The organism is Bacillus sp. FSL K6-0073 (assembly GCF_038006085.1).
GTDB classification, from domain to species: domain Bacteria; phylum Bacillota; class Bacilli; order Bacillales; family Bacillaceae_G; genus Bacillus_A; species Bacillus_A cereus.
Map to the genome: position 1 here is coordinate 4,249,405 of NZ_JBBOUN010000001.1, position 14,861 is coordinate 4,264,265.

The window sequence follows — 14,861 nt, forward strand, 5'->3', positions numbered from 1 at the left end:
CAATAAAAGTTGCTTCCCTTTTCTAAACATTTTCATTCTGAAAAGATAGGATATACGGAATCTCATTATATTTTTTTATGAAAGCGTAAATAAAAAATCACTTTCTTGGATAAAATACGAAAGATTCCACACATTTCACACCATTATCCTAACATCATTCGCTATATTTCATCAATATTCTAGCATAAAAAATAATTTAGAATTTTTTATGCTAAAACACAATAAATACAGCTTTTGAGATTTAATACTTTATTATTGTCTATCATATAGCCTTTAATAACGATAATTATGCCTTCTTTTAAGGAAAATCATCATACATTAAAAATAATTACTTTAGTTTATAAAAGGTGGGAGAGTTGTAATGAATGTCGATATTTCCGTAGATCGGACATGGCAAAACAATTTTTTAAATAGAATTGACGAAGATGGTCCTTGGACAAACTGGGATTTATATCACTTAGCTTATGAAACAGAAAAATCGTTACTTGTTCCTACTTTTGATGGACTACAAGCACCGAAACATTTATCCCATTTCACACCGCTTCCGCATCAATTAGAAGTCGCTCAAAATGTGATTGAACAAATGAACGGTAAAGCGATTCTAGCAGATGAAGTAGGCCTTGGAAAAACAATCGAAGCTGGACTTATTTTGAAAGAATACATGGTCCGCGGGCTTGTGAAAAAGGTACTTATACTTGTCCCAGCTTCTCTCGTATCACAATGGGCATACGAACTGAATACAAAGTTTTTCATTCCCGCTGTAGCACAAAAGAAAAGCTACTCATGGGAACAAGCTGACGTAATCGTATCATCAATTGATACTGCGAAACGTTCACCACATCGCGATATCGTGTTGAACTTGGAATATGACCTTATTATTATCGATGAAGCACATAAACTGAAAAATAATAAAACAAAAAACTATGAATTTGCACAACGATTAAAAAAGAAGTTTTGCTTATTACTAACCGCTACTCCTGTTCAAAATAAGATTGATGAAATTTTTAACCTTGTTTCTTTATTAAAACCAGGACATTTAGGCAATCAATCCAACTTTGAAGAATATTACGCTTCCAAAAATCGCTCAGCCGAATCAGATGAAGACTTAAAAGCTCTCATTAATAAAGTAATGGTGCGAAATAGACGACATAATACCGGTATCGATTGGCCGAAGAGACATGTACGTACAATTTTTGTTGAGTTTAATGAACAAGAACAAGCTCTATATAATGATATCGAGAATTGGCGAGGACAAGACGCCTTCACATCTGCTTTCTCATCGTTAACTTTAAAACGGGAAGCGTGTAGTAGTCGTGAGGCTGTTTACTATTCATTGAAAAAGCATGTAGAAAAAAGACAGAAAGAAAACGAACATTATATAAAAGATCCACATATCGATGTGCTAATGGACAAAATTAATCATATTCCTTTCAACTCAAAAGCAAATAAAGCTCTTGAGCTTATAAAAGAAATTGACGATAAAGTCGTTATCTTCACAGAATATCGAGCGTCACAAATGTACTTACAATGGTTTTTACAACAACACGGTATTTCTTCCGTTCCATTCCGCGGCGGGTTTAAACGCGGGAAGAAAGATTGGATGAAGGAGCTTTTCCAAAACCACGCACAAGTATTAATTGCAACTGAAGCTGGTGGTGAAGGGATTAACTTACAGTTTTGTAGCCATATGATCAATTATGATTTGCCATGGAATCCAATGCGTCTTGAGCAAAGAATCGGACGTATTCACCGTCTCGGTCAAAAAAATGATGTTCATATTTATAACTTAGCTACAAAGCATACTGTTGAAGAACATATTCTGAAACTGTTATATGAAAAAATCAACTTATTCGAGCGTGTTATCGGTGAACTCGATGAAATTTTAACGAGAATTAATATGAAAAACATCGACGCGCACATTCAAGAAATTTTCGCGCAATCAAAAAGCGAAGGTGAAATTAGAATTAAGATGGAAAACTTAACATCTATTATCGACTTTGCGAAACGAAATGAAGCTGAGGTGCAAGGCTATGCAGCAACATGAAATTCATAATTACTTATACAATTTCTTTGAGGCGAATAACTGTGAAATTTTAGAACGTTCTCCTCATTTATTAGATGTACAGTTAACAATTGAGATGGATAAATTATTAATGAATCGCCCTTTTTATTGGCACTATCTTGAGAAAACAGGAGGCGTACCGAATCCGATGCGCCTTACTCTTATTACAAATCCAGAAAATGAAGAAAATGATGGTGAGCTTATTCACTACGGTTCACCACGTCTACATCAAATTTTCCAAACGACAAAAGAATTAGGCTCATACATACGTTTATATGAGGATGTAAGACATAATGGGGCAACACATACACCGCTCCACCCTTGGCTCGGTATTAATATAAAAGTTTCCTATCAATGTGATCGAAAAAAAGACATCCTTCACTCGATTGGTATTCATCTCATTTCTGGAACAATGATGGCAAACTTTCATGAAACATTAACAAACATTAAACTTACACCAAAAATACCTGATTTTTGTTTTACGCTCTCGCCTATCATTAAACCGCAAAGTGGTTTACAACGTATAGAAGACGCTTTAAAAAATATAATTGCAGAAGATGACCATACGTGGGCAAAAGAAGCAAGAGTGCGTTGGAATCATGATTTAGACCTTTTAAACCGTTTTTATGAAGAAAGTGACGAACTTCCTGAGAGCTATGAAATTGAAAAACAAGCTCTGCAAGAACAGTATGAACCACGTATTACAGTGCAAATTATTAACGGTGGACTCTTTTATGTTACCGCGAATCATTTTCTATCAAAATAAAGCTCCTTCTGCTTTAGAAGGAGCTTTATTTCGAGTTACTCTCTATCCTCATTACGCTCTTGTTGTTTTTGCTTTGCCATGCGTTTTTGATACGCACGATCCTTCGCGCTCACATGATTTGCATCAGTTGGAAGATTTTCTTTCGAACGTCCAATTCCATTGCTCATCTTTCCCACTCCTTTTTACGTTTTTCAGAATACATGTTTATTTTCAGCTAAAGTTACAATCCTTATACAAAAAAATAAGAGCAGCCATTGGCCACTCTTACTCGCTCACATATTTTTGAAACATATCATGGATGCCTTTATTTACTAGGTTCGAGATCTGCTCGTCAGATTTATTCGGATAACGATCACGCAATCTGATAGATGCCTTCACCATTAAATTTTCTAATACAGAACGGCCACCTTCTCCATAAATAATTTCAGCATATTTAACAAGCCTTCCATCCTCTACTGTTGCTGGATTATGATTGAAGAAAAATTTACTCATTGTCTCCACCTCTCTCTTTTGATAACGTTTACATTTATATAGATTATTTATGTTATTTATTTCACAATATTGTATGCATGTATATTTAATTAGTTTCATTATAAAGCAACATATCGATAGTAAATATGTGATTTTCCGTCCATTTTGTGAACAAATCAAAATGAAAGCGTTTCCTTTATTATATACTAAAAAAACTTACTACGCTAGGGGCAATTTTTTTCAATCTACTAACCCCTCGAAAATTGATATATTTTTTCTTTTCCCATTAAACCTTATACAATTTTCAGAAATTATATTATAAAATATATGTATGACTTAAGGAGGCTTTGTATGAATCAAAATAAAAAAGCTATATTAGATCTTGTCTTTTATCTCGTAATCCCATTCCTCATTTGGAAATTTGCAAAACCTTATATCGATCCTTATTACGCGATGTTACTTTCCTCTGTTCCGGGGATTATTTATACACTGTATACCTTTAAAAAAGAAAAACAGTTTAACGTGACAGGGTTCTTTATTTTAATTACACTCATTTCTAATACAACGGTAGATTTATTATCTGGGTCAGCTGAACGAATGTTGTGGAATGATGCATATTATCACATCGTACTCGGTATTATCGTCATCTGTACAATTTTCATAAAAAAACCACTCATGTTATATTTCGCTGCGGATATTGCCGCACTGCAAGGCCATGACCGCGATAAAAGTCGTGAGCTTTATCGTGATAGTCGTATATATCCAGCACTGCAATATTTAACGTTATTTTTCGGACTGCAATTTATATTAAAAAGCTTTTTAAAAATTTATTTCATCTCTGTTTTTGGTGTAGATGGCTATGGTGAAATGAGAGCGATTATGACCGCTGTCGGCTGGGGCATTTCTATTTGTATCGGAATAGGATTCGTATGGGTGAACAATAAAATACATGCCGTTACGGAAGAACAAGAATCCGTGCAGTAAATAAAAATCCCCTAGTGTAATAAGACACTAGGGGATTTTTGGTTTGCTAAACATATGACTAAAATTTAACTTGATTTTTTTCTTTTACTTTTTACATTTCGGTAAAACAAAGCAGCACTCAGCGGCATAACACCAAACCACTTATTCATAAATGGCTCTTTTTCAGCACGGCGTTGTTCTTTCTTTTGTTTTCGATCTTCTTTTGGAGCATCCATATACGACACAAACTGCTGCGTCACAAAGCGAACATAATCATTAGTAGACATATTATCATCACCTCTACTTGATTAGTATGTCCACTTTTTTATACATTAATCTTTTCCTTTAATTCATTCATAATTTGCTTTACAGACTTATTTGTCGTATCGATATGAATATGAGCCTCTTCATAATAAGCTCGGCGTGATTCAAATTTCTTTACGAATGCATCTATATCTTTCTTTTGAAATAGTGGACGTGTCGTATCTTCCCGAAGCCTTTCTGCAATTACATGCGGATCACAATATAAATACACGACAGTTCCGTTCTCTTTCATCCACTTGCGATTTTCCGCTCGTTCAATAATTCCCCCACCAGTTGTAATAATAACATTATGGACTGGTAGCACACGTAACATTTCGCTTTCATATTCCCGAAAAGCCATTTCGCCTTCTTCGGCAAAAATTTTTCGAATTGCCTTCTCTTGCTTCTCTTCGATTTTTTGATCAGTATCTACAACATCCATTTGAAGTTCTTTACTTAACGCTTTTCCAATTGTTGTTTTCCCTGCTCCCATATAGCCGGTTATGTATATAGATTTCATTTTAACCCCTCTTTCCAAAGAAAATCATCATTTTTTCGGTATAAAGTAGAAATTTATAAATTAGCAAAATAAACCATACATAACTTATCTCAATTAATCATATCCTTAATAAAGCGTAATCAGTATTATACTACTGATTACGCTTTATTTTTTAGGAATTAACGTTTATTTTTTATTAAAGCTTCGATTTCTGTCAGCTTGATTTTACAATACTGCCATCTCTCCTCCTCATAAACATCACTGTTGATTTTAAAATATTCATTTAAACACATCAATATTTCACGTAAGTTCATAAGGGGTATTTCTTCAATCTCAATTCTGTTATTAGAGATGAACAAACCTAAATTATTTAATAAATTGTGATAAAAATAGAAAATTTGATGGTTCTTTTCACCATTTTCTTTCATCAAATATGAATAAAGATTATCTATTTGTGAAAGTACTCCTTTTAAAGATGACATGGAATCATCAATGTCAAACCTTTTATCTTTACTTAATAATGAATTATCTATCCACCTTAACATCTCTACTTTTAAGCGATATATTTCTATAACATCTTGTATACATTTTTCAAAATAATGACATCCTTCTAATGCCATTTCATCTAGTTCTTGATTTGATTTTATCCCCTCTTTAATCACGTCAAAAATTTGTTCGAAACATTCTATAACACCACTTGAACAACCTTCTATTTCAATATCAAGAATCCGGATTAATACATCATTCAAATCCTTCAAATATACAATATCTTCAAATTCACTTTTTAGAGAAGTGCCGGTTATAGCCTTATTAGATAAATAATAAACGCTCAAAAGCGACCTCAGATTCGTTGTAATGTTTAAAACAAGTATCCATTCCATATCTTTTAAATAATATTTAGAAGCTTCCCGTTCTCTTTTATTACTAAATATACTATCAGTAGTTTGTAAAATTTTATTTACTTCTTGAAAAAAATATGAAGATTTTATTAAAATATTCCGTTGTGGTTTACTTAACAACTCAAAGACCTGGTATATTTCAATCTTCTCTTTTTCTATAGCATTTTGAAGCATTTGCGTAAATAGTTCTATTCGATTTTTTAACCTACTCTCATTCTCTCCTTCCAGATTACTGTTTATTGCTACTAAGTATTTGTTTATTCTGGCAAAATCCAATGAATCCACATTTATATTATTTAAATCCAGCTCCTCTAATAATCTGTCGTTTTCACTTTTTATTTCTAAAAAAATCTCATCCGCTATTTCACTAGAAAAAATAATGGAATTATAAAAGTCATATTTTCGCTCAGCTATCATGTATTCGTTTCCTAAAAATGTGAATTTCCCTTTCTCTCTTAGAAAAGGAAGAATAAATTTTTCTTCGTTATTAGAAAGAAAATTACGAATATCTCCATATTTTAGAATCTCATCATACTCTTCTTTAAATAGCACTTTAAAAATATTCAATTTAAATATAAGTTCACTTATTTCAATTCCGTTATTTCTAGAATACTGCTCATCTTTTTTGTTAATTAAACTAGCTTCCAGAAAATTAAATGTTTCTTTGATATTTAAAATTATTTTTTTCACATATCGCGGATTACTTATTTTATATTGAAATTCATTTAGTCTATCGCTTAACTTTTTCATTTCCATAATATCGCTATCGGAATTTTCTTTTTTTTCCTCTTTTATTCTTTTGTCAATAGACTCCATTTCATTTTTAAAATAATCTTTGATTATATTTATATGCTCCTTAAATTTCAATTTTAGGATTTCTATTTCATCATTAATAATGTCCTTGTCATATCTAGGAATTAACTTTTCAATATAATAATATAACAATTCATTTTCGTGTATTTTACTCAACTCAAATTTTTGATTTATGAACTTTTCAAGATACTCAATAGTAATATTTTCTGAAATTATATTCTTGTAATCTACCAAAAATAAAACTGTTACCTTTTTTAAATCTACTATCTCCTTAATAAATGTCAAGGTACTATAGACTGTTTCTTTTTCAACTCTATCTAAATCATCAACAATTATATAGATTCTTTGATTTTCCTTAACTAGTCTCCCAATACTTTTTTCTAACTCAATTTTTGATGTTCTTAAATCCAGTTTTTCATTTTCCTGGAATACATCTAAAAAAACCGAAAAACTCGTAATAGTTTTATAGTCAACAAACTTCAAAAGTAAATCAAAATATTTTTTATATGGGCTTCCTTTTCCAGTATATATTTTATTAGCTATCAATATTTTCTCTAATTGACCAAATACATAATTCAATAACTTTTCTCTTGTATCTAAAATCATTGGTTGAATATAAATTATTGTATTATTTTTTTCTTCTATCTTTTTTTGTAGTACGCTAATAAGACTCGTTTTCCCTTCTCCCCAGCCCGCGCTAATGGCTATTGCATAAGGATCATCGGTCCCTATGGCATTCAAATACCCAAATATTCTATCATGTTCTTTCTTTCTAGTTGGAAATAAATCTTCATAACAATTAACTGGAATATCTGCAATTTCATTTCTATCAGTATTCCTTAAATGTTTTTTCACATTAGAATTAAATACTGCCCATACAAAGAAAAGACTAATTATACTATTTAAAATCCATATAAAGTTAACACTAGCTACCACTTGAGTAAATAAAACAGATAGTAATAGCACAAAATTTACCTTACAGTAATTTTGAACTATTTGTTCTAATGTATTAGAATAATAAAAACATTCCTTTAAAAATATAGCTGTCATGAGTAAAAAAATTACTATGGCAACTATCCAATAAGATGAAAGAGTATTTACTATAACTTTATTATTTACAAGCTTAATCGCCTCTCCTAAGATTATTGCTAACCATATATAAAAAATGAAATCAATTATGTTTTTTGATTTCAGTTCCCATTCTACCTTGATTTGAATCATGATTATAACCGATACAATAAAACTTCCAATATATATATATGTATAACCATTCATACTACCTATCAAACCAAAAATATCCCCACCTACCTTTTCCAACATATCCACTAAACTACCTTCCAAAATTCCAAACATTTTTTCTCCTTTCAGAATAACAATTATTTCCTTTATAATTTCTTCTTTATATTGTTATATCACTCTTAGTATAATACTAATTTTTAATGATAAGAAACCAAAAATGAACCATATATAAGGAGAGTCTCTTCGTTTACAAAAAAACTTCTTCTTGTTCAAATTTGGGATTAAAGATTATAATTATATCTGTTATTATTTCTGTATCACTTGATATTTCATTTTTGAAATTTAAAATAGCAAATTTTATATTAGCACCCTCAAGAATCGATTTCATCCTAAGAGTGACTTAAATCCTAATATATCATCACTTCCAAATTCTTTACTATACATAACTAAAGGTAGTATTTTCTACTGAGTAGAAGCTTATATTTTGATGAGTATATATAAATCATTCATTACAAATCAAATCTACATATTAATTAAAATTAATATGTAAGCTGTTTCATACTAAAAAAATACAGTAGATGACCATCATTTAATGTGTTAGTCATCTACTGTATTTTTAAATCTGGAGATTAAATCTTTCCATCGATTAGACCCTTTTTAAGGATGAGATTGAACTCAACATAAAAAATTGCTCATCTGCCTCTGATGTTAATCAGTCAGTAAAGTATAATGCAATGCTCCATTAAAACAACAACATGGCTCTTTGTAGTAATTTGATTACTGGATGTGATATATTACTTAAAAACTCCTCTTCGCACCCACTGCGTTGCAATCCATTTCTCGCCTTTCGTTACAGGTGCCCCTCCGTGTAACGTAAGCTCGTTTAGTGATTGATCTTGATAAAAATACTCAAAGTATACTGCCATTCCCTTTCTAGGGTGTACAGAAAGATTTAATTTTGGGAAGTACGTTTCTCCGCCTTCTTCTACATCATTTAAATACATTACAAGCGTACTAATACGATTGTTAGCAGCTGATCTACTATGTTCCGCAAAATAATCATAGTGTGCTTTATATTGTTGATCCACTTCATAATTTAAAATGTGCAATCCTTCTCCGTGCGCCACCGGAACATTCATGATAGATGAAATTCGTTTTTCAATCTTTGAAGTAAGTTCATTGTCTTCCAAAAATGCACCGCTACTTGTTCGAATATCATTTACATCACGTGATGAACCAATTTTAGAACGCTCCATTTTATTTTTAGACATTTCAATCAATTCGTCACATTCTTCATCACTTAGTACATTTGCTAATACGACAATAAGAGGTTCTTCGAATTTTGAAATAATGTGTATTTCTCTATCTTCTGTCATAATCGTATTTCCTTTATGATCAAAAATAGTTTGTTCCTTATTTTCACCTATTTGATTGTTGTTTGTCATTTCCCTATTCTCCCTAAAAATAATGATTGGATAGCATGAATATATCATATTCTTTCTACCTTTCTCTTTTTTGAGAAAATTTAAACTTTTAATCATTATATTTATCCATTTCTTCTAAAAAATCAATTCAATTTACAATAGGAAATCCTGGTTTATCTATATATATATTTTACATATTATCCTTCTATCCAATCGACTATTTTCCCATCCTTTTTTCTATACCGAAAACTCACCGTATAGAAAGCTTCCTGTTTGAGTGTACACTGCAAAGCAACGAGAATTAAATCATTTTCAAAGACATAATTTCCACTCGCTTCTCCCTTTTCATACTGAAAGAAAAATGTATCTTCTTTTTCTTTTTGCTGTAAGTCTTTTTTTATATCTGTAATAGATCGGTTAAGTAATTCATCCAATAAAAATTTTTGTTCTATTCCTATATAAAAATTTTTATCTGTAAACAACATATTTGTTTCGTATATAAAAAAAGAAGTTAATAAAATAAGAAAGATAATCGTTCCAGGCATTGTAAATCCCTTTTGCTTTCTCATACGTTTATTCCTATTTCGCTATATCGCATAACTACACCTTCATATATTTTCCCACTAGTATCTTTCACATTTATAATGAGTACATGAGGTGTTAGTTTGTAAGAAACCGTTCCAATATTTTGTAAAACAACTTCCCTCCCGCGCCTATTTACCTTTCTTATAAGACGACTATTCTCTTTTTCATACGATACTTCACTCCCATTACGCGATCGGAATTGTAAAATACTTTCTCCATTTTCAAATGCTAGCTGTTCTCCAGATGATACTTCACGAAACTCCAATTGCATTTGCCCTAAATACACATCCCACTCCCAATCATTTAACCCTTTCGACTGTTTATTTTCCATTTCAATGAAATGTAGGCGGGGAAAGAGCAAAAAAAATATTGATAATAGAAACAGACATACAATCATTTCTATTAATGAAAAACCAAATTCTAATTTATTTTTTCTCCTACATAAAAGCATTGTTCCATCATTCTGTCTTTCACATCTTTCCACATGGTACAAACTTCATTGCCTCCCCAATATGTGTAATACACAATTCCATTTATATTCTTTTCTATTATTCGCTTTTCTTCATTTCCATACATATATATAGCTGCTTCTTTTTTTAATAATCCAGTTGCCTTATAACGAATTTGTATATTTTTTCTTTCTTGCATAACTAATACTGTTTGCGGTAGTAGTAACGATACAGCCATCATTAAAACACTTAACGATACAATCATTTCAGCCATTATGGATCCTTTTTGACATTTCACGATACGTAAATCTCCCTCTTCCAAGCTGAAATACAATTTCATATTTATAATTTCTATACGAAATTATAATCGTACCACCTCTATTAATATTTCCACTTGGATTATATGTCATCGGATTTGGAAACGTATGCAAATCAATTTGTATATCTTCTTCATACTCTCGCTTAACGATATAATACTTTGTACCTGACTCTTTTATAGCATACATATTTCTATCTTTATGCCAACGTAATGTGTAGTGCTTTTGACGGTTTATCGCTAATTGCTGCATATACAAAATATCATTTGAAAACTGTCTCAAAAATTGTTCAACTTTTTGTCGCTCGTATAAGGAATGAACACTAAAATACGTAACTATACTTAATACAGAAATAACAAATAAAACGAGTAACATTTCTAAAAAAGTAAACCCTTGTTGTTTCACAATGCCCTAATTGATACTGTGCCATCATCTGATATATGAATAGATTCGCCATTCGGACACTTATCAGTTGTAATATACTTTTCATCTGCCAGTTCTTTTAACGATGGAATTTTATTATGTTGTAATTGATATACTTGTATTTGCGCTTCTATAGATTTCATGTAAGCTGCACACCCTTTTCCTTGGACCGATGAACGCTGTGTAACTACATTTGGAATAATTAATAGTAATAATATAGTTATGACAACCATTACTAATAGCATCTCTAACAGAGTAAATCCTTCCTCATTCTGCATACAAATGCCCCCTAAATAGAATTCATCATTTGAAACATCGGCATAATCATCGCTAAATACATAAGGACAACGATTCCTCCAATACATGTAAATAAAATAGGCTGAATGATAACTAACATATGTTTAATTTTTCGTTCCATCTTTTCCATAATAAGATCGCTATAGTCACCTAATTCAATCCCTAAATTGCCATTTGCTTGTCCATGCGTAATAACATAAGAAAGTTCTTTCTCGTAATACCCACTTTTAGCAATGATAGATTGTAACTGTTCTCCTCCAATTAATTGTCTTTCAATCCGATTCGCTTCATATTGAAAGAACGGATGATATCTTTGCTCCATCATTATTGTTAAAGCTTCGCATACTGATAGTCCACCATTTAATAAACCACTCAACTGAGTAGCAAAATAATGTGAATGCTTTAAAATAAGAAGTGTTTTGATGAGAGGAATACGAAGCATGATTTTTACCTGTCTAATATGTGGAAGTTTCCTAAAATACAACATGTATAAACTACATCCAATAATAACAGTTAAAATAGCGGTTAAAATAATGTATGGTAGCAGTTTTATTGCACTTAAAATTTGTTCTGTAAGTAGTGGTGTATTAGAACCGAACGAACTATAAACCATTTCAACCTGAGGTAATAAAATGAGGTTAAAAATAAAAAGCATGATTAGTAGAAAAAACATCAAGAACATAGGATACTGCATTATTTTCATCATGTCTTTCCTATACTTATCTTTCTTATAAAGAAGTGCACTTCCTTGTTGCAAAGCAAAAGAAATATCACCATGTTGCTCGGCATAAAATAGATAACTTAACATGTCCTGATGAAACTTTAACTGATGAAAAGAATCGTGTAGACTTTTCCCATCTTTTAACCCCTCAATCATGCGCTGCAATTGTACTTTCTTTTCTACAGGTAATTGAAACTGTAAAAATTCTAATGCTTGTAAAAGAGAGTAGCCTTTTTCTAATAATTCTCCTAAACGTTTCAACAATACTACTTGATCACTTAAACTCCAAGTTTTCTTAAACATAAACATCTTCTTCTAAAAAACCTAAAGCATATCCTTTTCGTATTGACGATTCTAAAGTCTCATGTTTGTAAGTAACACATTCTCCATCTGCATCTTTAAGTGCTTGTTTTAACTCATGTCCATATAGTAGCTCATAAATGCTTGCTTGCCTTACTTGCCTCATTGATTTACATAAAGTTGAGCACTTTCCTCTGCAAAACGGACACTTCAATTCGACAAGTCGCTGTGCAGCTACAGCCAATAAAGACTGTTCAATCTCTTGCCTCGTTATACCATAATCCATGAAACGAATGATTGCTCCTTTCGCATCATTCGTATGCAGCGTTGTCATTACTAAATGTCCTGTCAAACTTGCTCTTATAGCTATTTTTGCTGTTTCCTCATCCCGGATTTCACCGACTAAAATAATATCTGGATCATGACGTAAAATAGCCTTTAATCCTGTTTCATATGTGAGACCCGCTTTTTCATTTATTTGAATTTGTAATACATCGTCACTTCTTTTTTCAACCGGATCTTCAAGTGTAATGATGCGATGTGTTTTCTTTTTTCTAATTACTTCTAATAATGCATACATTGTCGTCGTCTTCCCAGATCCAGTCGGTCCAGTAAACACGAGTAGCCCCTGTGAATATCGTAAAAACGAGAGTAGTTTTGCTGCCGTACTTGGAAATAGCGAAAGATGTGATAAGGGCTGAACAGATGCTTGTAAATGAAGGCGAATAACGAGACTTTCTTGATATACTGTTGGAAGTGTTGAAAGGCGTAAATACACTTCTTGTCCATCAATTTGCAAATACAACGAACCATTCTGTGGCTTCCGTTTCTCTCCTATGTCCATAGATGCTAAAAATTTGAAATGTGAGACAAGTTTTTCTCCAAACTCCTTTTCAATACACTGTCTCGTCATTAAATCTTTTCCTATACGTAGTTGCACTGCTACATCCTTCTGCCGGGGCACAATATGTAAATCTGACGCTTGTACCCTACACGCCTCTTTTAAAATTGTATTCGCAAAAATTTCAATCCCATTCATCACTTTTCCCTCCTCACTATGTATATAGCATGAAAACATGCACAATAAAAATTTGGACTTTTGTATTTTCAATAGAGGAAAAAGGAAAAATATGTTTGTGAAATTATGAACAATTTCCGAATTATTGTCTGAAATTACCTATACTCATGTTTATCTGTATTATAATGTTATTATCTTGGATAAAGTGATAAAGGTGGAGATCCTCATGGAACAAGCTTTAAAAATTACAGGTGTATTATCTGACCCAACTCGTTATTACATTTATAAATATATTTCGCAAAAACATAGTTACGTAACGGTACAAGAAATTGCAGATGAATTCGATATTCATCCAAACGTAGCGCGTTTACATTTATCTAAATTAGAAGATGTTCATATGCTAAAATCGGAAACGAAGAAAACTGGAAAAGGCGGAAGACCGAGCAGATTATATGTCTTATCTGAAGATGTTATCCAATTACAATTTCCATTCCGTGATTATCAATTATTAGCAAGAATCGCATTTAATTCTTTACTTAGCCTTGGCGCTGCTGGTGAGAAAGCGCTATACGAAACAGGAAAACAATTCGGAGCTGAATTAATGCAACAACATATGCAACGTTTAAATGTGAGTGAAGATGCTTTAACAGTGGAACAAAAAGTTCAAATTGCAAAAGAAGCTTTCTCAACAGCTGGCTTATCACCTGCATTTGAATTAAGTGCAGATGGAACAAAAATTTTCTATGATGTACACAATTGTCCATTTAAAGAAGTTGCTGTTCATCATCCAACTGAAATTTGTAACATGCACGGAGATATGATGAAAGGAATTTTTGAAATCCTATTCCCTAACATGGAATTAACTCGAAATGATAGTCTATTAGATGGATGTAAATCTTGTAATTATAAACTAACAATTTAATTTCTCATATAAAAAGAAGCCAATAATAATTGGCTTCTTTTTATATGAATGAATATTTACAATAGTAAGAAAAATAAACTATAATGAGGTGAGGTTTACTTTTTTTAGAAAAGGAGGGAGATGGCATGGAGCGCATGTTTCGCGTTCTCGGCTTTTGGACTGGAATTTTCTCGGTTATGTTTTACGTAGGGGATATGCAACAGACCGCACTACTATTTTTAGGACAAACAGGTTTCTTCGTACTTTTAAGCTATTTAAAATTAACAGAGCGTATGTATATATACGTATTTGGGGCATATTTAACTGTTTTCTTCATAGGATTTACATACTACACGACGTTTTTACTTGTCCCTGGGGCTGGACATTAAAAGATGGCATTTTGCCATCTTT

18 protein-coding genes and 1 pseudogene are annotated in these 14,861 nt (G+C 31.8%); 6 read left to right on the forward strand and 13 right to left on the reverse strand.

Going from position 1 to position 14,861, the window contains the following annotated elements:
* The first annotated feature begins 361 nt into the window (after nt 1-361).
* Nucleotides 362-2,044 carry a DEAD/DEAH box helicase gene (locus tag MHB52_RS21940; protein ID WP_001100037.1) on the forward strand — a complete coding sequence of 561 codons (1,683 nt, stop codon included), beginning with the start codon at nt 362-364 and terminating at the stop codon, nt 2,042-2,044.
* The gene (locus MHB52_RS21945; protein WP_001183964.1) at nt 2,031-2,828 is read left to right on the forward strand and encodes a YqhG family protein; all 798 of its coding nucleotides are present in this window, start codon (nt 2,031-2,033) and stop codon (nt 2,826-2,828) included. Before MHB52_RS21940 ends, MHB52_RS21945 begins: the two co-directional genes overlap by 14 nt.
* Nucleotides 2,829-2,863: 35 nt before the next feature.
* Here MHB52_RS21945 and MHB52_RS21950 read toward each other — a convergent pair whose 3' ends face one another.
* Both MHB52_RS21950 and MHB52_RS21955 read right to left on the reverse strand, forming a co-directional pair.
* Nucleotides 2,864-2,995: a hypothetical protein gene (locus MHB52_RS21950; protein ID WP_000064668.1), complete on the reverse strand. Its 132-nt coding sequence runs from the start codon at nt 2,993-2,995 to the stop codon at nt 2,864-2,866.
* A gap of 97 nt (nt 2,996-3,092) precedes the next feature.
* Nucleotides 3,093-3,320 carry a hypothetical protein gene (locus MHB52_RS21955; RefSeq protein WP_000032702.1) on the reverse strand — a complete coding sequence of 76 codons (228 nt, stop codon included), beginning with the start codon at nt 3,318-3,320 and terminating at the stop codon, nt 3,093-3,095.
* Between the two features lie 73 nt (nt 3,321-3,393).
* On the opposite strand from MHB52_RS21955, the pseudogene MHB52_RS21960 reads away from it, so the two are divergent.
* Nucleotides 3,394-3,509, forward strand: a pseudogene (locus MHB52_RS21960) (GTP pyrophosphokinase).
* A 141-nt stretch (nt 3,510-3,650) separates the two neighbouring features.
* Nucleotides 3,651-4,283: a VC0807 family protein gene (locus tag MHB52_RS21965; RefSeq protein ID WP_001073111.1), complete on the forward strand. Its 633-nt coding sequence runs from the start codon at nt 3,651-3,653 to the stop codon at nt 4,281-4,283.
* Between the two features lie 65 nt (nt 4,284-4,348).
* On the opposite strand, the gene MHB52_RS21970 is transcribed toward MHB52_RS21965, so the two are convergent.
* The 11 genes from MHB52_RS21970 to comGA all read right to left on the reverse strand — a co-directional run bounded on the left by MHB52_RS21970 (nt 4,349) and on the right by comGA (nt 13,570).
* Nucleotides 4,349-4,549, reverse strand: coding sequence for a YqzE family protein (locus MHB52_RS21970; protein ID WP_000106083.1), 201 nt, complete (start codon nt 4,547-4,549; stop codon nt 4,349-4,351).
* Nucleotides 4,550-4,587: 38 nt separating this feature from the next.
* The gene (locus MHB52_RS21975; protein ID WP_061663452.1) at nt 4,588-5,085 is read right to left on the reverse strand and encodes a shikimate kinase; all 498 of its coding nucleotides are present in this window, start codon (nt 5,083-5,085) and stop codon (nt 4,588-4,590) included.
* Nucleotides 5,086-5,243: 158 nt separating this feature from the next.
* On the reverse strand, nt 5,244-8,129 hold the full coding sequence (locus MHB52_RS21980) for a P-loop NTPase fold protein (protein WP_325859033.1): 2,886 nt from the start codon (nt 8,127-8,129) through the stop codon (nt 5,244-5,246).
* A gap of 680 nt (nt 8,130-8,809) precedes the next feature.
* Nucleotides 8,810-9,460 (reverse strand): 2OG-Fe(II) oxygenase, encoded by a 651-nt coding sequence (locus tag MHB52_RS21985; RefSeq protein ID WP_061663164.1) that lies wholly within the window; start codon nt 9,458-9,460, stop codon nt 8,810-8,812.
* A gap of 176 nt (nt 9,461-9,636) precedes the next feature.
* Nucleotides 9,637-10,008: a competence type IV pilus minor pilin ComGG gene (gene comGG / locus MHB52_RS21990; RefSeq protein WP_016118625.1), complete on the reverse strand. Its 372-nt coding sequence runs from the start codon at nt 10,006-10,008 to the stop codon at nt 9,637-9,639.
* The gene (comGF, locus tag MHB52_RS21995; protein ID WP_000923099.1) at nt 10,005-10,475 is read right to left on the reverse strand and encodes a competence type IV pilus minor pilin ComGF; all 471 of its coding nucleotides are present in this window, start codon (nt 10,473-10,475) and stop codon (nt 10,005-10,007) included. The genes comGG and comGF overlap by 4 nt, the downstream gene beginning before the upstream one ends.
* Nucleotides 10,445-10,747: a hypothetical protein gene (locus MHB52_RS22000; RefSeq protein WP_000829473.1), complete on the reverse strand. Its 303-nt coding sequence runs from the start codon at nt 10,745-10,747 to the stop codon at nt 10,445-10,447. The genes comGF and MHB52_RS22000 overlap by 31 nt, the downstream gene beginning before the upstream one ends.
* Nucleotides 10,740-11,195 (reverse strand): competence type IV pilus minor pilin ComGD, encoded by a 456-nt coding sequence (gene comGD, locus MHB52_RS22005; RefSeq protein WP_000813143.1) that lies wholly within the window; start codon nt 11,193-11,195, stop codon nt 10,740-10,742. The genes MHB52_RS22000 and comGD overlap by 8 nt, the downstream gene beginning before the upstream one ends.
* A complete protein-coding gene (gene comGC / locus MHB52_RS22010; protein ID WP_001178683.1) occupies nt 11,192-11,491 on the reverse strand; it encodes a competence type IV pilus major pilin ComGC in 300 nt (99 codons plus the stop codon). Before comGC ends, comGD begins: the two co-directional genes overlap by 4 nt.
* Before the next feature lie 11 nt (nt 11,492-11,502).
* Nucleotides 11,503-12,534: a competence type IV pilus assembly protein ComGB gene (gene comGB / locus MHB52_RS22015; RefSeq protein ID WP_033694213.1), complete on the reverse strand. Its 1,032-nt coding sequence runs from the start codon at nt 12,532-12,534 to the stop codon at nt 11,503-11,505.
* Complete coding sequence (comGA, locus tag MHB52_RS22020; protein WP_061663163.1) at nt 12,527-13,570, reverse strand: competence type IV pilus ATPase ComGA; 1,044 nt, start codon at nt 13,568-13,570, stop codon at nt 12,527-12,529. Before comGA ends, comGB begins: the two co-directional genes overlap by 8 nt.
* Before the next feature lie 205 nt (nt 13,571-13,775).
* Here comGA and MHB52_RS22025 point away from each other — a divergent pair, with 205 nt between their 5' ends.
* A complete protein-coding gene (locus MHB52_RS22025; RefSeq protein ID WP_000434125.1) occupies nt 13,776-14,471 on the forward strand; it encodes a helix-turn-helix transcriptional regulator in 696 nt (231 codons plus the stop codon).
* 125 nt (nt 14,472-14,596) lie between these two features.
* A complete protein-coding gene (locus MHB52_RS22030; RefSeq protein WP_000440721.1) occupies nt 14,597-14,839 on the forward strand; it encodes a DUF2626 domain-containing protein in 243 nt (80 codons plus the stop codon).
* Nucleotides 14,840-14,861 lie beyond the last annotated feature (22 nt).